Genomic DNA, 19385 nt, shown 5'->3' with positions numbered 1-19385 from the left:
GCGCATTGTTAATGCGCCCTACGGCTTGGTCGTCCGGTCCGGGTTCCTCGGCGAGGTGACCGCGGCGACGGGAATGCCTCGCCGCCTCCGGTCCCGCCGCAGCCTACAATGGCCGCCCCCAGACTCCGCCCAATCCCAATGAGCCAGAAACAATGGATCGCCGGCATCAATGCCGTCACCGCCGCGATCGAGCACGACGCCGACAATGTGCGCGAGGTGTTGATCGAGGCCGGGGCGAAGAACCCGCGCCTGACCGAGATCGAAGGCTCCGCGCGGCGGTTCGGGATCGACGTGCGGCGGGTCAACCAGCAGGCACTGGCGGGGGTGGTCGGCAACCTGCGTCATCAGGGCGTGGTGGCGCGTTACGCGGCGGCGAAGACCTGGAGCGAGGACGAGCTGGAAGAGCTGGTGGCCGCGGCCGAGGGGCGCGCGTTGATCCTGCTGCTGGACGGCGTGCAGGACCCGCACAACCTGGGCGCCTGCCTGCGCAGCGCGGCGGCGGCCGGGGCGACGGCGGTGATCATCCCGAAGGACAAGTCGGTGCAGGTCAACGCGACCGTGCGCAAGACCTCCGCCGGTGCGGCCGACAGCGTGCCGGTGGTGCCGGTGACCAACCTGGCGCGGACCATGCGCGATCTGCAGCAGCTTGGTGTCTGGCTGTACGGACTGGCGGGCGAGGCGGAGGCGTCGCTGTATGCGATCGACCTGCGCGGCAACGTCGGCCTGGTGCTGGGCGGCGAGGGCGACGGGCTGCGCCGGCTGACCCGCGAGAACTGCGACCAGCTGGTCAACATCCCGATGCCGGGTGGCGATGGCGGTGGGGTCGAAAGCCTCAACGTCTCGGTGGCGACCGGCGTGACCCTGTTCGAGGCGGTGCGTCAGCGGATTGCCGGCTGACCGCACTGCGGTAGCGACTGGTCGGGATACCCGGCAGACGCTCAGGCGTGATTGCTGCGGAGGAGTTCTTCGACTTCGGCAGGAGCGCCACCTTGTGGGGTGGGGCGCGACCTGCAGACCTTCCGGACGAATGTCCCCCGGCCTCCTCCTGCGGCGGATGCTTCCTCCTTTACTTCGCCCCGAAGGCCTGCAGGTCGCACCTCGGTGCTGTCGGATCGCAGCAGCCGGGTTTGCGCTTCCGGAACCACCGCCATGCTGGAACGACGGGCGTGAATGCCCTTGGGTGTGAAATAAAGGAGGAGGCACCGGCTTCATCGGTGCCGGAGGACATTCACACCCAAGGGCATTCACACCCGGTGCCCGCCTGCCCCGGCAGACGCTGCCCGCGCGGCCGCGCTGCGATAATGCCGCGCGCGCACCACCAGCAACAGGACGCGGGGACGACCCCGCCGCTCCATCTCATCCGGGGACGGCCCCATTGATACGGAGAACGTCATGTCCTGGATCATCCTGCTGCTCGCCGGCCTGTTCGAGATCGCCTGGGCGATCGGCCTGAAATACACCGAAGGCTTCACCCGTCTGTGGCCCACGGTCGGCACCCTGACCGCGATGGCGATCAGCGTCGGCATGCTCGGCATCGCCATGAAAACCCTGCCGGTCGGCACCGCCTACGCGATCTGGGTGGGCGTCGGCGCGGTCGGCACCGTCATCCTCGGCGTGGTGCTGTTCGACGAGCCGGTGAATGCGCTGCGGGTCGGCAGCATCGTGCTGATCATCGCGGGACTGGTCGGGCTGAAACTGGCGACGCCGTAGCCGCATGCCGCCGTCGTGGCTGCACGAGGGTTGCGGCGGCGGCTTACGCCAGCGGCAGCTTCGCGAGCGGCGCGACGCCGGCCATCGGGCCGGGCCAGGCGTTGACGATCTTGCAGAACAGCTCCGCGGTGCGCTCGGTGTCGTAGACCGCGGAGTGGGCCTCGTTGGCGTCCCACTCGAAGCCGGCCGCCTGCACCGCGCGGGCGAGCACGGTCTGGCCGTATGCCACCCCGGCAAGCGTCACGGTGTCGAACACACTGAAGGGGTGGAACGGGTTGCGCTTGTGGCCGACCCGGGCGACGGCGGCGTTGAGGAAGTTGAGGTCGAAGTGGGCGTTGTGGCCGACCAGGATCGCGCGCTGGCAGCCGTGCTTCTTGCACGCCGCGCGCACCGGGGCGAACACGTGGTCCAGTGCCGTGCGTTCGTCCTTTGCGAAGCGGAACGGGTGGCCCAGCACGATGCCGGTGATCTCCAGCGATTTGGGGTCGATGTCCAGCCCGGGCGCCGGCTCCACGTGGGCGTTGGTGGTCTCGCCGGGGATCAGCAGGCCGTTTTCATCGACATCCAGCGGCAGCACCGCGATTTCGAGCAGGGCGTGGCGATTCCAGTCGAAGCCGCCGGTTTCCACATCGACCACGACCGGCAGGAAGCCGCGGAAACGGGTTGCCAGTGGAGAGGCCGCGGGTACGAGGGGGGAGCCTGGAGTGGACGCAGGAGGTGCGGCGTTGGTCATGGCGGAAAGCGTAGCAGAGGACCGCGATGGCTCCGTGGCTTTGCGGGTGGGAGCAAACGGAGTTGCGTGGGACAAGAGCAGCCTTTTGTAGGAGTGGCGGAGGCATGCCTCCGCCGGTGAGTCGCGACAGCACGGCGAAGCCGGACGTCAGTGCATTCGCGACTCACCTCGCTCCTACGGCCGGTTCCCGGGTGATTCGTCGCGGCTGGCGGGCATCGCGATCACGACCCCCGCATCGCACAGCTGTTGCAGCATGGCAGTGCCCTGATCGATGAAGGCGGCGACCGATGAGGCGCGTGCTTCTTCGGCCAGCTCGTGCAGCAGGGTGTGCGCGAGCAGGCCGGGCGCCTGTTCGATGCGGTCCAGCAAACGGAAGGTCAGTGCGTTGAGTTGCTGGAAGTGCACTGTGCCGGCGGCGTCGCGTTGCAGCAGCAGGAACGTGGGCTCTGCGGGTGGGAATTCGGGCAGGTGGTCGGGGGCCAGACGGTGCACCGGCCAGTGGTAGGCGAACGGCCACGCCAGCGCGGAAAGCCGCAGTGCGACGCGGGTCAGGGGTTCGCCCGCCACGATGCCGGCGCGCGTGGGTCCGGGCGTCTGCCCGGGCGCGTCGGCGACGTTCTCGCTGATCTGCAGCGCCAGTTCCACCCACTCGTAATGGGCCAGTTCCGGCAGCCAGGGCGGGTCGCCGCGGGCGGTGTCGGCGCGGTGCTGAAGGTAGCGCAGGAACTCGCGCGCCAGCTCGGTGAACAGCGGCGTGCGCGAGGGATGTTCGCGGTAGAAATCGCGGATCAGGGGCGTCCAGCGGTCATCGTCGGATGGCGTGGTGAGGATGCGGTGGATCACCGGGAAGTTGCCGGCCAGCATCGACTGCAGGTTGTTGAAGAACAGCTCGCGGTAGACCTTCAGCCGGCGCGCTTCGATGCCGGCCGGCGCAGGCGCGTGGTCGGGATCGCGGATGTAGTCGCTGAGCGCGCGCTGGGCGTCGGTGCCGGGTTCTGCCCCGGGGTTGCCGGGCCCGCCGCGGTCGGCACCAACCACAACGCCGGCACGATTGCCGCCCTCCCCGGCGCGGTCGCCTGCGGTGTCGGTACTGGCGTTGTCAGGCGACACGGGAGGCCTGGCCATGCCGCTCTGCGAGATGCGGGTCGAGATGCCGGCGCACGACATCCAGTTCGTCCAGCAACTCGTCCAGCGGCGGCAGGTTGAAGTCGCGTTCCAGCAGCGTCGGGCGCGGGCCGAATGCGCGGTAGGTCTGTGCCAGCAGTGCCCACACCGGGTCGCTGACCGGCGCGCCGTGGGTGTCGATCTTGAGGTCGGCCGCCTCGTCGAAGTGGCCGGCGACATGCAGGTAGGCGATGCGTTCGCCGGGCAGTGCGTGCAGGAAGTCGAGGGCGTCGTAGCCGTGGTTGGTCGCGTTGACCACGAGATTGTTGACGTCCAGCAGCAGGTCGCAGTCGGCGCGCTCGAGCACGGCGTTGATGAAGTCGATCTCGCGCATGGCGGCGGGCGCGGACAGGGTGGCGTAGTAGGAGATGTTCTCTACTGCGATGCGCCGGCCCAGCGCGTCCTGGACGCGGCGGATGCGCGCGGCGACGTGCTCGACGGCGGCCTCGGTGAACGGCAGCGGCATCAGGTCGTAGAGTTGGCCCTGCTCGTCGCTGCAGGCGCTGAGGTGTTCGCTGTAGATCGGGCAGTGGTGGGCGTCGAGGAAGCGGCGCAGCTTGCCCAGGAAGGTGTCGTCCAGCGGGCCGGGGCCGCCGAGCGAGAGCGACAGGCCGTGGCAGACGATCGGGTGGCGTGCGGCGAGCTCGGCGAAGGCCTCGCCCAGTGCGCCGCCGACGCCGATCCAGTTCTCCGGCGCGGCTTCGAGGAAATCGAAGCCGGCCGTGGATGCCCGCAACTCCGGCAACAACCCGCGCCGCAGGCCCAGGCCGACGGCGTGGGGTGCGAGGGCACGCCGTCCGACGGCATGGGGTCCGACGGCATGGGGCCCGAGCGCGGTCGAGGAAATCATTGGAACGAAACGACGGTTGCGACGCTTACATCGAGCCGCATTTGCCCTCGCCGCACTTGCCTTCCATGTCGGTCTTGGCGGGCATCATGGCAGCGTGGTGGGCGTCCATTTCATCCGCGTCGATGAAGCCGTCGCCGTTGCCGTCGTGCGCGGCGAACTGGCTGCTGTCGCCACCGTGGGCGGCGGCGAATTCGGCCGGCGACAGCTTGCCGTCCTGGTCGGTGTCCATCATGGCCATGCCGCATTTGCCTTCACCGCACTTGCCCTCGTGCGCGGCCTTGCCGGCACCGGCGTTGGCGCTGCCGCAGCGGCCTTCGGCGGCGTGCTTCGCCCCGCAGCTGGCTTCGGCGGTCTTCTCGGCGGTGGCCTCGGCACTCGCTGCGGCGTCCTGCGCGCCGAGCATGTAGCCCTGCGCCAGCGGCGTGGCGGCAAACGCGGAGCCGGCGAGGATCAGACTGCCGGCGAGGGCGGCGCTGGCGGCGAAAACGGGCTTGTTCGACTTGTGCGACATGGTGTGTTCCCGACGGACGCGGCAAGGCCGCAGTGCCGGCAATCCTAGCGCGGTTGGGGTGCGGCTGGATCAATCCGAATGGACCAGTCCGAATGGAACAGCCTGAATGGATCAGCCCGAATGGACCAGCCCGAAGGGATCAGTCCGGGTGCGCTCCGGTATCGGCGTCCGGCGCGAGCGTGCTGCTGTTGTCGCGCTTCTCGCGCGGCGGCAGGTCGTCCTCGCCGTGCACCAGGAACCAGACGTTCTCGGCGATGTTGGTGGCGTGGTCGCCGATGCGTTCGATGTTCTTGGCCATGAACAGCAGGTGCGTGCAGGGCGTGATCGCGCGCGGGTCTTCCATCATGTGGGTCAGCAGTTCGCGGAACAGCGCGGTGTAGGCGGTGTCGATCGCGACATCGCTGTCGCGCACGCGGCGTGCGGCGTCGATGTCGCTGTCGCGATAGGCCGTCAGCACGTCGCGAAGCTGGGCGACCGCCAACCGCCCGATCGCCTGCAGGCCGCCGATCTGCGGCAGCGGCGGGGCGAGGTTCAACGCGGTGGAGCGCTTGGCGACGTTGGCGGCGTAATCGCCGATGCGTTCGATGTCGGAGGTGATGCGGATCGCGACGAGGATCTCGCGCAGGTCGCGCGCCATCGGCCCGCGCAGGGCGAGCTTCATGACGTCCTGGCTGATGTCCTGCTCCAGCCGGTCGATCGCCTTGTCCGCGGCCACGATCCGCGCGGCGGCCACGTTGTCGCGATCGGCGACCACGGCCAGCGCGGCTTCCAGCTGGGTGGCGGCCAGCTCGCCCATGCGCAGGGTTTCATCGAGCAGGCGGTGCCGTTCTTCGTCGTAGCTCTTGACGATGTGGTCGCTGGGAATCGGTGTCATGTCGGTGTTCCTGGGAGTGTGTCGCCAGCGATGGCGCGGTGCTGGGCATTCATTGGGGAAGGCCTGGACCATTGCCGTCATTCCCGCGAAGGCGGGAATCCATGGACGTTGCTCAGTAATTTGAAGTCACTGGATCCCCGCCTTCGCGGGGATGACGGGCAAAAACCGGGGTGTTCGGATGTCCTCAACCAAAGCGCCCGGTGATGTAGTCCTCGGTCTGGCGTCGGGACGGGTTGGAGAAGATCGTCGTGGTCGCGTCGTGCTCGACCAGGTCGCCCAGGTACATGAAGGCGGTGTAGTCGGACACGCGCGCGGCCTGCTGCATGTTGTGGGTGACGATGACGATGGTGAAGTCGTTTTTCAGCTCGGCGACCAGCTGCTCGATGCGGCTGGTGGAGATCGGGTCGAGCGCCGAGGTCGGCTCGTCCAGCAGCAGCACGTCGGGCCGCAACGCGACCGCGCGGGCGATGCACAGGCGCTGCTGCTGGCCGCCGGACAGGCCCAGCGCGCTCTGGTTGAGCTTGTCCTTGACCTCGTCCCACAGCGCGGCCTGGCGCAGTGCGTGCTCGACCCGGTCGGCCATGTCCGGCTTCGACAGTTTCTCGTGATGGCGGATCGCGTAGGCGACGTTCTCGAAGATCGTCATCGGAAACGGCACCGGCTTCTGGAACACCATGCCGACCTTGCTGCGCAGGCGGTTCATCGGGTAGCCGGCGTCGAGGATGTTCTCGCCGTCCAGCAGCACCTCACCGCTGGCGACCTGCTTGGGATACAGCGCGTAGATCCGGTTGAACACCCGCAGCAGGGTCGATTTGCCGCAGCCCGACGGCCCGATCAGCGCGGTGACCTGCTTCTCCGGGATCGCCAGGTCGATGCCCTTGAGCGCGCGGTACTTGTCGTAGTGGAAGTCCAGCCCGCGCGCGGCGAGCTTGACCGGCGCATCCACGGCGACGGCGGGGAGTGTTGCATGGGTCATGACCGGAGCCTTGTGGGTAAGCGATGGAGTGTTTTGTCTGTGATCCTCGTGCAGGCGTGGCTCGTCGCTCCCGCGCCCTCCGACGTCACTCCCGCGCTTTCCGCCGTCATCCCCGCGCAGGCGGGGATCCATGGACGTGGGTTCTTGAGAAGCAACGTCCATGGGCTCCCGCCTTCGCGGGAGTGACGGTGTGATGGCGGCAACGTCGCTGGGCGACTCGCTGCGCTCGCCCTTCGGGTCGTCCTTTCCGGACGATCTGCGCGCTGCGCGCTTGTCACGCTTTCGCGGGAATGACGGTGATGGGACGGACTCCCGCGTATGCGGAAGTGGCGCAGGTCGTTGCAGTAACTCAGTCATTGGACACCCGATGGCGGGAAATGATGGCGCGGGCAACCAGGCTGATCAGCAGCACGAATGCGGTCAGCACCAGTGCGCCGCCCCAGGCCAGGTCCTGCCAGGACTGGTACGGGCTGCCGGCGTACTGGTACATCACCACCGGCACGCTGGCGATCGGTCCGGTGATGTCGCTGCTCCAGTACTGGTTGCCGAAGGCGGTGAACAGCAGCGGCGCGGTCTCGCCGGAAATGCGGGCCAGCGCCAGCAGGATGCCGGTGACGATGCCGGGCATCGCCGAGCGGTACATCACCTGCACGACCACCTTCCACTGCGGCACGCCCAGCGACAGCGCGGCTTCGCGCATCTGTGCGGGCACCAGCCGCAGCATCTCGTCGGTGGTGCGCACCACCACCGGCAGCACGATGAAGGCCAGCGAGACCGCGCCGGCAATGGCCGAGAAATTGCCGCCGGCCTGCATCACGATCAGCGTGTAGACGAACAGGCCGAGCACGATCGACGGCGCCGACAGCAGGATGTCGTTGACAAAGCGGACCACGGTGCCGATCCGCGTGCTGCGGCCGTACTCGGCCAGCCAGGTGCCCGCGGCGATGCCCAGCGGGGTGCCGATGCCGATCGCCATCAGGCACATCACCGCACTGCCGAAGAAGGCGTTGCGCAGCCCGCCTTCGGCCATCGGCGGCGGCGTGTCCTGGGTGAACAGCGCGACATCGATGCTGCCGATGCCCTTGGCGACCAGCGTCCACAGGATCCAGCCCAGGAACAGCAGCCCGATGGCGGTGGCCACGCAGGACAGTCCGAGCGCGACCGCATTGCCGATCCGCCGGCGGCGGTACAGCGACTCGGTGACACGCGCGTTGGGTGCACGGACGGCGGCAGCGGTGGCGGTCATCAGTTGCCCTCCTTGCGTGACAGCTGGGCCAGCATCAGGCGCGCGATCGCGAGCACGATGAAGGTCACGATGAACAGCACGAAGCCGAGCAGCAGCAGGGCGGAGCGGTAGGTCTCGGTGGCCTCGCCGAAATCATTGGCGATCAGCGCGGCGATGGTGGTTCCCGGCTCCAGCAGCGAGGCGGTGAAACGGGTCGAGTTGCCGATCACGAACGCGACCGCCATCGTCTCGCCGAGCGCCCGGCCCAGGCCGAGGAAGATGCCGCCGATCACCGCCGAGCGGGTGTACGGCAGCACGATGTCCCAGCTGACTTCCCACCTGGTCGAACCCAGCGCGTAGGCGGATTCCTTCAGCCGCGTCGGCACGGTCAGGAACACCTCGCGCATCACCGAGCAGATGAACGGCACCACCATGATCGCCAGCACGATGCCGGCGGTGAGCATGCCGATGCCGATCGGCGGGCCCTGGAACAGCGGGCCGATGACCGGCAGCGTGCCGAGGTGGTCGTTGGCCCAGGGCGTGACGTACTTGGTCATCACCGGCACCAGCACGAACAGGCCCCACATGCCGTAGATGATCGAGGGGATACCGGCCAGCAACTCGATCGCCGTGCCGACCGGCCCACGCAGCCAGCGCGGCGCGACTTCGGTCAGATAGAACGCGATGCCGAAGCTGACCGGGATCGCCAGTAGCATCGCGATCGCCGCGGTGACGATGGTGCCGAAGATCGGCACCAGTGCGCCGTAGCGGTTTTCCACCGGGTTCCAGTCGGCGCTGAAAAAGAAGTCCAGCCCGGTGACCTGCAGGGCCTGGCGACCGCCCCACAGCATCGACAGCGCCGCCCCCGCCAGGGCCAGCAGCACGAAAGTCACGGTCGCGATCAGCAGATAGCGGAACCAGCGGTCGTTGCGCGCATCCGTGAAGTCACGCGTATTGGCGGGCAAGGCAACGGTGTTCATCGGTTGAAAATTCTCCAGATGGCGTAGGGCGCATTAGGCGAAGCCGTAATGCGCCGAACCCCAACCCATCACGGGGTTTTGAACTCCGCCGCCCAGTACGCCTCGACCTGGCCCACCAGCGCCGGCGGCAGTGGCACGTAATGCAGCTCCGACGCCTGCGCCTGGCCGTTTTCCAGCGCCCACTTGAAGAACGCCAGGGCGTCCGCGCTGCGCTTGGCGTCCTTCGGCTGCTTGTGCATCAGGATGAAGTTGGTCGCAGTGATCGGCCACGCCTGCTCACCCGGCGCATTGGTGATGACCAGGTTGAAGTCGCGCGCATTGGCCCAGTCGGCGGTCGCGGCGGCGGCCTGGAACGAGGCCGCATCCGGCGCGACGAACTGGCCGGCGGCGTTCTGCAGCAGCGTGTGCGCCATCTTGTTCTGGATCGCGTAGGCCAGCTCGACGTAACCGATTGAACCGTCGATCTGCTGCACGTACGAGGCCACGCCTTCGTTGCCCTTGCCGCCGACGCCGGCCGGCCACTGCACCGACTTGCCTTCGCCGACCGCGTCCTTCCACGCCGGGCTGACCTTGGTGAGGTAGTTGGTGAAGTTGAACGTGGTGCCCGAACCGTCGGAGCGCTGCACCAGGCTGATCCGGGTCGCCGGCAACGCGACGCCGGGGTTGAGCGAGGCGATCGCCGGGTCATTCCAGGTCGTGACCGTGCCCAGGTAGATGTCGGCCAGCAGCGCGCCGGTCAGGCGCAGCTGGCCGGGGGCGATGCCTTTCACGTTGACCACCGGCACCACGCCGCCAATGGCCGAGGGGAACTGGCCCAGCCCGGCTTCAGCAAGCTCCTCGCTGCTCAGCGGCGCATCGGACGAACCGAAATCCACCGTGCCGGCCTTGATCTGGGCGATGCCGCCGCCCGAACCGATCGACTGGTAATTGACCATGTTGCCGGTGGCGCCGTGGTAGTCGGCCGACCATTTGGAGATCAGCGGGAAGATGAAGGTCGCGCCGGCGCCGGTGATCTGCGCGGCGATCTTGTCGCCATGGTCGGCCGCGCCGGTGGCCCCGTTGGCGGCGGTGTCCGTGGTCGCCGCGTTGTCGCCGGACGGCGCGCAGGCGGTCATTGCCACGGCGAGGGAGAGGGACAGGGCAGCGAGACGGATCGACTTCATGGGTTGCTCGAAAAGGCTGGCGTGACCAGCGGACACCGCCATGAAAGGACATTTCTGTTACCGGCGTATGACAGGGGCGCGTTTTGCGGCACGCACGAAAAAAGCGCGCCCCTTCCGGAGCGCGCCTGATGTCGATGTTGCTGCCAGTGCGGGCGATACCCGCCCGGATTGGTGTTGGCCCCGGTCAGCGTTTCGCGGTGTCCTGCTTGGCCAGCTTCTCGAACGCGGCCAGGTCGATGCTCTCGGCGGCCTGCCGGATCTGTTCGAAGCTGTCGGCACGGCCCTCGGCCCGCACCGAGAACCGGCTGCCGATCATCACCGCGTAGCTGCCACGGCCGCTTCGGCGATCCCACTTCTCCTCGATCTGGCGACCATTGCGGGAGTAGCTTTTCTCGTAGCCATCGGCGCTCTCGCTGGACGACTCCGACCGCATCAACTGGGTCAGCGCACCCGCCCGCGCCATCATCGGCGTGTCGATCAGTTTGATGCGGATCTGGCGGCTGCCGTCATCGTTGGCGTAGTCGGCCGATGCGTTGGTGATCTGCATGCCCATGCCGCTCTCGCGACCGGCGCTGATGGCCGTGCGCGGCAGGCCGGCCAGCGAGCCGGGCAGGAAACCCTTCATGGTTTCCGGCTCCAGCGACTCCAGCGGCTTGCCGTCCTTGCCACCAAACAGGGTGGCAAGAGCCTTTTCCGCGGACTCGGGCGTGGCCTCGCCATCCCCGCGTGCCCGGGCCCTGGTCTGCTCGGCCTCCATCTGCTCGCCGGCCGCCGCCATCTGCTCGCCGAACGCCACCAGCTGGCCCAGCCTGCTGTCCTTGTCGAAGCGGACGTCGCTGCTGCTGACGCGGTTGCCGGCAGCACTGCCCGCGAACGCACCGAAACCCGTGATGCCGGCCACGACCGCGCCGATGACCAGGCCCAGGACGATGGTGATGATGACGATCACGGCGGTGTAAGCCAGCGATTTCTCGGCCGGGTTCTTCATCGTGTGCGGCAGGCCCAGGTACAGCAGGTAGATCGAGTAGATCGCGGCCAGCAGGCCGATCAGTCCGCCGATCCACGGCAGGATCGTGGCGATGCCCGCCATCCATGCCGCCGTGTACGCATAGGCCATCACCTTCAGCGCCTGCACCTGGTTCTTCTGGCCGCCGAAGCTGGGCGCCAGCGCATTGACGATCCATGCGACCACATAGATCAGCACCAGGCTCAGCACGTAGGTGAGGACCATCCCGGAAAGACCGGCAAAGAACCCGGTCCGGATCGTCGCCCCGAACAGGCTGTAGCCGATCACGCTGCTCTTGATGAAGCCGAACACGGCCGGCAGCGCGGCCAGGATCATGATGTAGCCGGTGTACAGGCCCGGGATGGTGGCCGGCTCGGCGCCGATTTCCGGCCAGGCGGTGCGCGGGCTCAACAGGATCGATTTGACGCGGGCGATCGGTTTTTCGACATTCATTCGTACGGCTCCGGGTTGCACGGGTTTGGCGGCATGCGGTTCGTCGGCGTAGCGCTCCGACGGCATGCAGTTCGACCGGTATCCCCGGTCATCAACAGTCAAACTACGGCGCATGGCGGGCGATCCGGACATCGGGCCAGTCCGCTGCGCAGACAGCAGAACGGGCCCGAAGGCCCGCTCTGTGTTGGCTGTGATGGCGTGCGGCTGGCCTCAATAGGCCATTTCCTTCGACCAGTAGGTCTCGATCTGCTCCACCAGCGTATCCGGCAGCGGCACGTAATCGAGCTTGCTGGCAGCGGCGTCGCCGTTGGCGTAGACCCAGCGGAAGAACGCCTTGGCCGAGCTGGCGCCGGCCGCATCCTTGGGCTGCTTGTACATCAGGATGAAATTGGTCGCGGTGATCGGCCAGGCCTGCTCGCCGGGGGCGTTGGTCATCACCAGATGGAAGTCCCTGGACGAACCCCAGTCGGCACTCGCGGCGGCGGCCGAGAAGGTCTTGTCGCTGGGGATGATGTAGTTGCCGGCCGCGTTCTTGAGGCGCGAGTACGTCATCTGGTTCTGCAGCGCGTAGGACATCTCGACGTAGCCGATGCCGCCCTTGATCTGCTTGACGTAGGCCGCGACGCCTTCATTGCCCTTGCCACCGATGCCGCCGGGCCATTTCACCGAGGTACCTTCGCCGACGCTGTCCTTCCAGGCCGGGCTGACCTTGGACAGGTAGTTGACGAAGTTGAACGTGGTGCCCGAGCCGTCGGAGCGGTGGACGATGGTGATCTTCAGGTCCGGCAGGGCCAGGCCGGCGTTGCTGGCGACGATGCGCGGATCGTTCCACCTGGAGATCCTGCCCAGGAAGATGTCCGCCAGCACGTCGCCGTCGAGCTTCATCGCGCCGGCGGCGATGCCGGGCACGTTCAGCACCGGCACCACACCGCCGATCACCGACGGGAACTGCGCGAGGCCGTGCTTGGACAATTCCTCGGGCGTCAGCGGCGCATCGGAGGAGCCGAAGTCGACCGTCGCCGCCTTGATCTGGGCGATACCGCCGCCCGAGCCGATCGACTGGTAGTTGACCTTGTGGCCGGTGCTCTTGGCGTAGTCGGCCGACCACTGGGTCATGACCGGGTAGATGAACGAGGCACCGGCGCCGGTGACGTCGGCGGCCGCCGCACTGGCGGAAAACGCGGTCGCCAGGGCGAGCGCGGTGAAGCGGAACGAAAGGGACTTGAACACGGAGTGCTCCAGGAAAGGCGAAGGGAGAGGGGAGGAAGGCAGGGGATGGCTGCGGAAAAGCAGCGCGCTCACCAGAAGAACTGCACGCGCGCTTCGGTGATGTCGGGGTTGTCGTCGATGCCGGCGCGCTGGCTGTCGACCTTCACGTAGTTCAGGGCGAACTTGAAGTTGGAGCGCCAGTAGTAGTTGACGCCCGCGGTGATCGCGTCCATCCGGCCGCCCTGCACGGCGCCGTCGTCCAGATCGATCGTGTCGTAGCGCAGGCCGAGCTGCCACATGCCGGCGGCCGGGTCGCTGGGGCCCTTGGTGCCGGGCACGCCGTCCTTGTACTGCCAGCCCTCGCCGGTGACGTTCCACAGCGCGCTGAGATAACCGCCGCTGCCGCTGAAGTCCTTCGAGGCGGTGCCGTAGCGGTCGACGTCGACCTGCATGTATTCGCCTTGCAGCTTGACCGGCCCGCGGGTCCAGAAGCTTTCCAGGCCGATGGTCGCCATCCGGTCCGCGTCGGCGAAGGTGCCGGTGCTGACCAGGCTGGTCGGGGTCAGGTCGGCATTGGGTTTGGCCGACAGTTTGATCTTGTCGCCGTCGGTGTCCCGGTTCACGTACGACAGGCCGAAGTGCAGGATGTTGCCGTCCTGGTTGATCGGCGCGAAGGTGCCGCGCAGGCCGTACCCGGAGCCGGCGGCCTTGTTGCGGGTCAGCTCGCTGCCGAAGGTGCTCGCGGTCAGGCTGTAGGGACCGCTGCCGTAGGACCAGGCCGCACCCACACGGCGGCCGGTGGCAAAGCTGTTGGTGATGGTGGCCTTGGAGATGAAGTCGTTGTTCTTGGTCGACGACAGTTCTTCCAGGCTGTTGGGCTGCTTGAACTGGCCCAGCTGGACGTAATGCTGCTTGTTGCCGCCGAGCTTGTACTTGGCGTTGACGTCGAGCCACTTGTCGGCCTTGGCGTCGTAACCGGCCACCCAGTCGACGTTGCCCGGTCCCTTGCCCTTGAGCACCAGTTCGGCGCGACGCAGTTCCTGGTCGGCGTTGCTGCCATCCAGCGCATCGCCATTGAGGTTGGCGACGTCGCTGCCGAAACGGTTGTAGTCGGCCTGTATCAGGCCTTCGAAACTGATCTCCGATCCGCCGATCACATCGATGGCGATTTCGGCGTGGGCGAGCGGTGCGGCGCCTGCCAGCAGCAGGGCGATGGTGAGGCGGTTGACGGCAATTTGCATGGGCCTGGAATGTCACATCGGGGAAGTGCGCGCAGTGTGGGTGCGCAACATTGCAGCGATGTGACAGGAGGATGGTCAGGTCGCGGCTGAAGCCGCTCCTACGCAAGGCTGAAAGCCACGTCCACCGCGTTGGGGGGAATGGCGGAGGCATGCCTCCGCCGATCAGCCACGAACCTGCAGGACCACGCCTGCATCGTCGCTTCAGCCGGGCTCGCCGGGCGTCTTGTCCTTGTAACGGCAGATGTCGCGGATCACGCAGTGCGGGCAGTCCGGCGTGCGCGCCTTGCAGACGTAGCGGCCGTGCAGGATCAGCCAGTGGTGGGCGTCGTGCAGGAAGTGGTCGGGAATCACCCGCACCAGCAGGTCCTCCACCTCGCGCACGTTCTTGCCCGGCGCCAGGCCGGTGCGGTTGGCCACCCGGAAGATGTGGGTGTCGACCGCCATCGTCGGCTCGCCGAAGGCTGTGTTCAGCACCACATTGGCGGTCTTGCGGCCCACGCCCGGCAGTGCTTCCAGCGCAGCGCGGTCGTGTGGCACGTCGCCGCCATGGCGTTCCAGCAGCAGCTGTGCCATCGCCACCACGTTGGCGGCCTTGGTGTTGTACAGGCCGATGGTGGCGATGTACGGCTTCAGTCCCTCGACCCCGAGCGCGGCGATCTGCGCCGGCGTGTTGGCGACCGGAAACAGCTTGCGGGTCGCCTTGTTGACGCCGACATCGGTGGCCTGCGCCGACAGCGTCACCGCCACCAGCAGTTCATACGGCGAGCTGAATTCCAGCTCGGTGGTCGGGTGCGGGTTGAGCTGGTGCAGGCGCGCGAACATCTCCTCGATCTCGGCCTTGCTCAAGTGCGAACGCGGGCTGCGCTTGCGGACGGGACGGGTACTCAAGATTCCGGTCCTGCAGGGGGTGGTGTCGCGGCGGCTTTCGCCTTGGCCCGCGCCAGCGCCGCCGCGACCGCGGCGGGCAAGGCCGGGCGTGGTGTCCGGTTGGTCGGGTCGGGAGCCGGCGGGTTCGTGGGCGGGCCCGCCGTCGGGTCTTCCGGCCGGCTCGTCGTAACCCCGCGTCGCGTCGCACGTTCGTCGTGCCGCCGTTGCAGGCGTGCATTGCGGGCCCGGTAGCGCTCGCGTGCAGCCAACGCGTGCTTGCGCTCGACCCGGGCCTGCACCAGCGCGACCTGGCACTCGACGCTGCAGGCGGGGCAGGGCATCGCTTTCAGCAGGCCGAGTGCGAGCGCGCGGTCCACATCGCCATTGGCCAGCGCGATGCACAAGGCATGCACGCCCGCGCCATGCGGGTCGATGCAGCCGCAGCTGCAAGAATCGGCAGCCGCCAAGGCCTCAGCGGCCGTTGAATGCCGGCTTGCGGCGTTCCAGGAAGGCATCGGTGCCCTCGCGCATGTCGTCGGTGGAAAACATCAGCCCGAACTGGGCGGTCTCGTACTCCAGTCCTTCCTCGATGCCGCATTCGCCGCCGACATTGACGCAGTCGATCACCCCGCGCAGCGCCAGCGGGGCCGAGGCGGCCAGTTGCGCGGCCAGCTTCATCGTCTCGGCCTGCAGTTCACCGGCGGCGACCACCCGGTTGACGATGCCCAGTTCGCGCGCCCGCGCCGCGTCGATCGGCGCGCCGAGCAGGCACAACTCCAGCGTCGCCGCCCGGCCGGCCAGCCGCAGCAGCCGCTGGGTGCCGCCGAAGCCCGGAATGAGGCCGAGGTTGACCTCGGGCTGGCCGACCCTGGCGCTGTCGGCGGCGACGCGCAGGTGGCAGCACATCGCCAGTTCCAACCCGCCACCCAGGGCGAAGCCATTGATCATCGCGATCACCGGCTTGGGCATCTTCTCCACGCGCCGCATCAGGCGCTGTCCGCGCAGCGAGAAATCGCGGCCCTGCACCGGCGTCAGGGTGTTCATCTCGCTGATGTCCGCGCCGGCGACGAATGCCTTGCTGCCGGCACCGGTCAGCACCACGCAGCGCACTCCGGCATCCGCGGCCGCCGCATCGAACGCCGCCTGCAGTGCATCCAGAGTCGCAGCATTGAGCGCATTCAACTTGTCGGGGCGGTTGACGGTGATGACGCGCACGGCGCCGTGGTCGGTGGTGGTGACGGCGGCGGAGTGGGGCGTTTCTGGCATGGAGGGGGCATCCGTTGGGGCGTTGGAAGGTGCGCAGGGAACTTGCAAACCCCCGTGCTGTCTCAGTCTGGTCGTCAGTGGCGGTTAAGCCCTGCCGCCGTTATCCTAGCGCGTCCATTCGGGGCTGTTGCCCGATACGGACATCCCAACGGGGCGGTGTCGCCGCTTCGCGCCATCACCGGAGGTTTTACCGAATGAAGTTGCGTTTGATTGCGGTCGCCGTTGCCGCCCTGACCCTGACCGCGGGCCAAGCCTTCGCCCAGGACACCTCGTCCGAAAAAGGCAAGCTGAGCTACGCGCTGGGGTATGACCTTGGTCGCAACGCCGCTGAAAGCGGCGAGGCGCTTGACGTCGCCACCATCACCAAGGGTCTGCAGGACGGTTACGCGAAGAAGGATCCTTCGGTTCCCGTCGACCAGCTGCGCACTGCCGTGGAGAACATGCAGAAGCGCCAGCAGGCCAAGGCCAAGGCCGCTTGGGATTCCGCAGCGGCAGAGAACAAGACCCGCAGCGATGCCTTCATCGCCCAGAACAAGGCCAAGCCTGGCGTGCAGTCGCTGCCCAGCGGCGTGCAGTACCGCGTGATCGAAGTCGGCAAGGGTGCCAAGCCGACGGCCGCCAGCAGCGTGAGCCTGCAGGTTGCCGGTCCGTTCCCATGGGGTCAGCGTCCGCAGGGCGAAGCCGCGCAGGCGCGTGACATGCCTGAGATCAAGCTCAGCGAGGTCGAGATGCCCGCGATGCGCGAAGCGTTGCAGCAGATGCCGGCCGGCTCGAAGTGGGAAATCACCCTGCCGTCGGACAAGGCCTACGGCGCCGATCCGCGTACCGGCGTCCCGCCGAACATGGCCGTGCAGTTCGAGATCAAGCTGGTCAGCGTCAAGTAAGCGGATTTGTGAATCGCGGTATCCGTTGCGCCGGCTTGCCCGGCGCAACTTGTTTGTGCGCCGGCTAGTCCGGCGCAACTTTTTTGTGGCCGGCTGGCGCGGCGTAATTTTTTTGTGGAGCAGCTACTACGTGCCGGCCGCTTCGATGGTCGAAAGCCGCCTTGGGTGCCCATACTTCAGGATCATCCCGATCCTCTTTGTGCCCGTGACCGTTCTGCCGGAAAGCTGCCGGGCAATCCCAGACATGTGAGTTGCCGACATGAACACGCCCTTCCTCGCCCCCATCCTCACTCCCTGCACCGGGGTGTGCTGCCTGGATGAGCGCGGTCTATGCGAAGGCTGTTACCGCACCGGCGATGAGATCGCCCGCTGGTCGCAGATGGGCGACGGCGAGCGCCTGCGCCTGATGGAGGACGTGCTGCCGCTGCGGGAAGAGGCGCAGGGATGAACGGTCCAGCCCTGATCGAACGCTTGCATGAGGCGGCCCGTCTGGGCCGTGCGCTGCATCCGTTGGACGCGCCGCCCGCGGGGCAGGGCTGGAACCGGAGAGAGCTTGCCGACCTGGTGCCGCCCTTGGCCAGACAGGATGACGCGGCGGTGCTGGTCGGCCTGGTGCCAAGGCCGCAGGCGACCCAGGTCATCCTGACCCGTCGCACCGATACGCTGCGCCAGCACGGGGGCCAGGTCGCTTTCCCCGGTGGGCGGGTGGACCCGCAGGACGAAAACGCGATTGCCGCCGCGATCCGCGAGACCGGCGAGGAGATCGGCGTGTTCGCCGACCAGATCACGCCGCTGGGCCTGCTGGATCCGCTGCTGACCATCACCGGCTTCCGGGTGCTGCCGGTGGTGGCGGTGATCGATCCCGCACACGTGATCCACCCCGATCCGCGCGAGGTGGCCGAGGTGTTCGAGGTGCCGCTCGACTACCTGCTGGATCCGGCCAATCTGCTTGAACTGCAGGTCGCCTATCGCGGGCGCATGCGCCCGATCCACGAATACCGCTATCCCGTGCAACGGATCTGGGGGGCCACGGCGTCTATCCTGTTGAACCTGCGGCAGCGGCTGGAGAGCGTGAAATGAGCAAGCACCCAGTGCAACACGTGATGCATGGCGAATCGCCGTCGGATACTGCGGTGCCGGGTGTGGATCAAGCCGATCCATCGCCAGCCGGCCATATGACGGCTTCGACGGAGAGATGGCAGACGCTGGTGTCGGCCGACGCGTTGTCGGCGGCGCTGGGTCGGGAAGATCTCGTCGTGCTCGATGCGCGCTCCTCGCTGGCCGATCCGGCCGGCTGCGAAGCGGCGTACCGGCAGGCGCACGTGCCGGGCGCGCGCTTTGCGGACCTGGATCGTGACCTGTCCGACCATCACCAAACCGGTGGTCGCCATCCGTGGCCCGACGCCGCGGATTTCACTGCACGGCTGGGCGCGTGGGGCATCCGCCCGACCGACCAGATCGTGGTGTACGACGCCGGCGAAGGCGCGTTGTCGGCGGCGCGCGTCTGGTTCCTGCTGCGCGCACTCGGCCATGGTGACGTGGCCGTGCTCGACGGCGGCTGGTCGGCCTGGACTGCGCAGGGATTGCCGGCCGAGTCCGGCCTGCCCGAGGTAGGGCCGACGCGCTACGTCGCCCAGTTCGACCGCGGCCGTCTGCTGGATGCCTCGCAGGTGCAGGCGCATCTGGCCAAGGGCGGCATGCTGATCGACGCGCGCGCGCCGGAGCGCTTTCGTGGCGACGTGGAGCCGATCGACAAGGTCGCCGGCCATGTGCCGGGAGCAGTCAATCGTCCCTACAGCGCGAACCTGCGCGATGGGCATTTCAAGCCGGCCGCGGAGTTGGCCGCCGAGTTCACCGGCTTGCTCGGCGACCGCATGCCGCAGGACGTGGTGGTGATGTGCGGCTCCGGCGTCACCGCCTGCCACCACCTGCTCGCGATGGAGCACGCCGGACTTCCCGGCGCAAAGCTGTTCACCGGATCGTGGAGCGGCTGGATCGAGCATCCTGAGCGTCCGGTTGCCAAGGGTGAAAGCCGGTAGGATTTGCCGCCAACCTGATCGCCGCGACCCCGATTTTTGTCCAACTGGGGACCCTCCGGTCGTAGGAGCGACGTCAGTCGCGAACGCGCAGAGCCACGCCTGCGTTGAGGCTCCCATGCCTGCGTATTCCCCGCCGGAACCGGCCAGTACGCGCCGTGGCTTCCCCGGCCTTGCCTCCTGCATCGGCCAGTCACGATAGCGGTGACCACCCATCAGCCCGGCATTGATGAACCG

19 protein-coding genes and 1 pseudogene are annotated in these 19385 nt (G+C 67.6%); 5 read left to right on the top strand and 15 right to left on the bottom strand.

Annotation, left to right across the window (positions count from 1 at the left end; all coding sequences use genetic code 11):
- The first annotated feature begins 138 nt into the window (after nucleotides 1–138).
- Together rlmB and sugE are read left to right on the top strand one after the other, a co-directional pair.
- Nucleotides 139–897, top strand: a complete 759-nt coding sequence (gene rlmB / locus N792_RS02935; RefSeq protein ID WP_036192595.1) for a 23S rRNA (guanosine(2251)-2'-O)-methyltransferase RlmB — start codon at nucleotides 139–141, stop codon at nucleotides 895–897.
- A 495-nt stretch (nucleotides 898–1392) separates the two neighbouring features.
- Nucleotides 1393–1710, top strand: coding sequence for a quaternary ammonium compound efflux SMR transporter SugE (gene sugE / locus N792_RS02930; protein ID WP_036192594.1), 318 nt, complete (start codon nucleotides 1393–1395; stop codon nucleotides 1708–1710).
- A 43-nt stretch (nucleotides 1711–1753) separates the two neighbouring features.
- Here the strand turns inward: sugE and rnt are convergent, their stop codons facing one another.
- The 15 genes from rnt to N792_RS02855 all read right to left on the bottom strand — a co-directional run bounded on the left by rnt (nucleotide 1754) and on the right by N792_RS02855 (nucleotide 16228).
- Entirely contained in the window at nucleotides 1754–2380 is a 627-nt protein-coding gene (gene rnt, locus N792_RS02925; RefSeq protein ID WP_425478842.1) for a ribonuclease T, read from the bottom strand.
- 237 nt (nucleotides 2381–2617) lie between these two features.
- Complete coding sequence (locus tag N792_RS02920) at nucleotides 2618–3568, bottom strand: HvfC family RiPP maturation protein (RefSeq protein WP_191150507.1); 951 nt, start codon at nucleotides 3566–3568, stop codon at nucleotides 2618–2620.
- Complete coding sequence (locus N792_RS02915; RefSeq protein WP_084105342.1) at nucleotides 3543–4457, bottom strand: HvfB family MNIO-type RiPP peptide maturase; 915 nt, start codon at nucleotides 4455–4457, stop codon at nucleotides 3543–3545. The genes N792_RS02920 and N792_RS02915 overlap by 26 nt, the downstream gene beginning before the upstream one ends.
- Nucleotides 4458–4482: 25 nt before the next feature.
- A complete protein-coding gene (locus tag N792_RS02910) occupies nucleotides 4483–4968 on the bottom strand; it encodes an EF-hand domain-containing protein (RefSeq protein ID WP_052103359.1) in 486 nt (161 codons plus the stop codon).
- A 139-nt stretch (nucleotides 4969–5107) separates the two neighbouring features.
- Nucleotides 5108–5842, bottom strand: a complete 735-nt coding sequence (gene phoU, locus N792_RS02905) for a phosphate signaling complex protein PhoU (RefSeq protein ID WP_036192592.1) — start codon at nucleotides 5840–5842, stop codon at nucleotides 5108–5110.
- Between the two features lie 184 nt (nucleotides 5843–6026).
- Complete coding sequence (gene pstB / locus N792_RS02900; RefSeq protein WP_052103356.1) at nucleotides 6027–6818, bottom strand: phosphate ABC transporter ATP-binding protein PstB; 792 nt, start codon at nucleotides 6816–6818, stop codon at nucleotides 6027–6029.
- Between the two features lie 349 nt (nucleotides 6819–7167).
- Nucleotides 7168–8064, bottom strand: coding sequence for a phosphate ABC transporter permease PstA (pstA, locus tag N792_RS02895; protein WP_052103354.1), 897 nt, complete (start codon nucleotides 8062–8064; stop codon nucleotides 7168–7170).
- Nucleotides 8064–9023 carry a phosphate ABC transporter permease subunit PstC gene (gene pstC / locus N792_RS02890; protein ID WP_036192591.1) on the bottom strand — a complete coding sequence of 320 codons (960 nt, stop codon included), beginning with the start codon at nucleotides 9021–9023 and terminating at the stop codon, nucleotides 8064–8066. Before pstC ends, pstA begins: the two co-directional genes overlap by 1 nt.
- A 68-nt stretch (nucleotides 9024–9091) precedes the next feature.
- Nucleotides 9092–10186, bottom strand: a complete 1095-nt coding sequence (gene pstS, locus N792_RS02885) for a phosphate ABC transporter substrate-binding protein PstS (protein WP_036192590.1) — start codon at nucleotides 10184–10186, stop codon at nucleotides 9092–9094.
- Nucleotides 10187–10370: 184 nt separating this feature from the next.
- Complete coding sequence (locus N792_RS02880; protein ID WP_036192589.1) at nucleotides 10371–11645, bottom strand: Yip1 family protein; 1275 nt, start codon at nucleotides 11643–11645, stop codon at nucleotides 10371–10373.
- Nucleotides 11646–11855: 210 nt separating this feature from the next.
- Nucleotides 11856–12836 carry a phosphate ABC transporter substrate-binding protein PstS gene (gene pstS, locus N792_RS02875; RefSeq protein ID WP_425478841.1) on the bottom strand — a complete coding sequence of 327 codons (981 nt, stop codon included), beginning with the start codon at nucleotides 12834–12836 and terminating at the stop codon, nucleotides 11856–11858.
- A 107-nt stretch (nucleotides 12837–12943) separates the two neighbouring features.
- Nucleotides 12944–14095: an OprO/OprP family phosphate-selective porin gene (locus N792_RS02870; protein ID WP_036192588.1), complete on the bottom strand. Its 1152-nt coding sequence runs from the start codon at nucleotides 14093–14095 to the stop codon at nucleotides 12944–12946.
- A 201-nt stretch (nucleotides 14096–14296) separates the two neighbouring features.
- Nucleotides 14297–14983: an endonuclease III gene (gene nth, locus N792_RS02865; protein ID WP_255516764.1), complete on the bottom strand. Its 687-nt coding sequence runs from the start codon at nucleotides 14981–14983 to the stop codon at nucleotides 14297–14299.
- The gene (locus tag N792_RS13670; RefSeq protein WP_232219992.1) at nucleotides 14980–15429 is read right to left on the bottom strand and encodes a hypothetical protein; all 450 of its coding nucleotides are present in this window, start codon (nucleotides 15427–15429) and stop codon (nucleotides 14980–14982) included. Before N792_RS13670 ends, nth begins: the two co-directional genes overlap by 4 nt.
- Before the next feature lie 4 nt (nucleotides 15430–15433).
- Complete coding sequence (locus N792_RS02855) at nucleotides 15434–16228, bottom strand: enoyl-CoA hydratase/isomerase family protein (RefSeq protein WP_036192587.1); 795 nt, start codon at nucleotides 16226–16228, stop codon at nucleotides 15434–15436.
- Between the two features lie 194 nt (nucleotides 16229–16422).
- Here N792_RS02855 and N792_RS02850 point away from each other — a divergent pair, with 194 nt between their 5' ends.
- The 3 genes and pseudogenes from N792_RS02850 (at nucleotide 16423) to N792_RS02840 (ending at nucleotide 19151) form a co-directional block, all read left to right on the top strand.
- On the top strand, nucleotides 16423–17112 hold the full coding sequence (locus N792_RS02850; protein ID WP_036192586.1) for an FKBP-type peptidyl-prolyl cis-trans isomerase N-terminal domain-containing protein: 690 nt from the start codon (nucleotides 16423–16425) through the stop codon (nucleotides 17110–17112).
- A 259-nt stretch (nucleotides 17113–17371) separates the two neighbouring features.
- Nucleotides 17372–18192: pseudogene (locus N792_RS02845) on the top strand (CoA pyrophosphatase).
- A 95-nt stretch (nucleotides 18193–18287) separates the two neighbouring features.
- Nucleotides 18288–19151, top strand: a complete 864-nt coding sequence (locus N792_RS02840) for a sulfurtransferase (RefSeq protein ID WP_036192894.1) — start codon at nucleotides 18288–18290, stop codon at nucleotides 19149–19151.
- Nucleotides 19152–19385: the final 234 nt, after the last annotated feature.

This window comes from Lysobacter concretionis Ko07 = DSM 16239, from assembly GCF_000768345.1.
GTDB classification, from domain to species: Bacteria; Pseudomonadota; Gammaproteobacteria; order Xanthomonadales; family Xanthomonadaceae; genus Novilysobacter; species Novilysobacter concretionis.
This window is presented reverse-complemented; position numbering and strand designations above follow the sequence as displayed.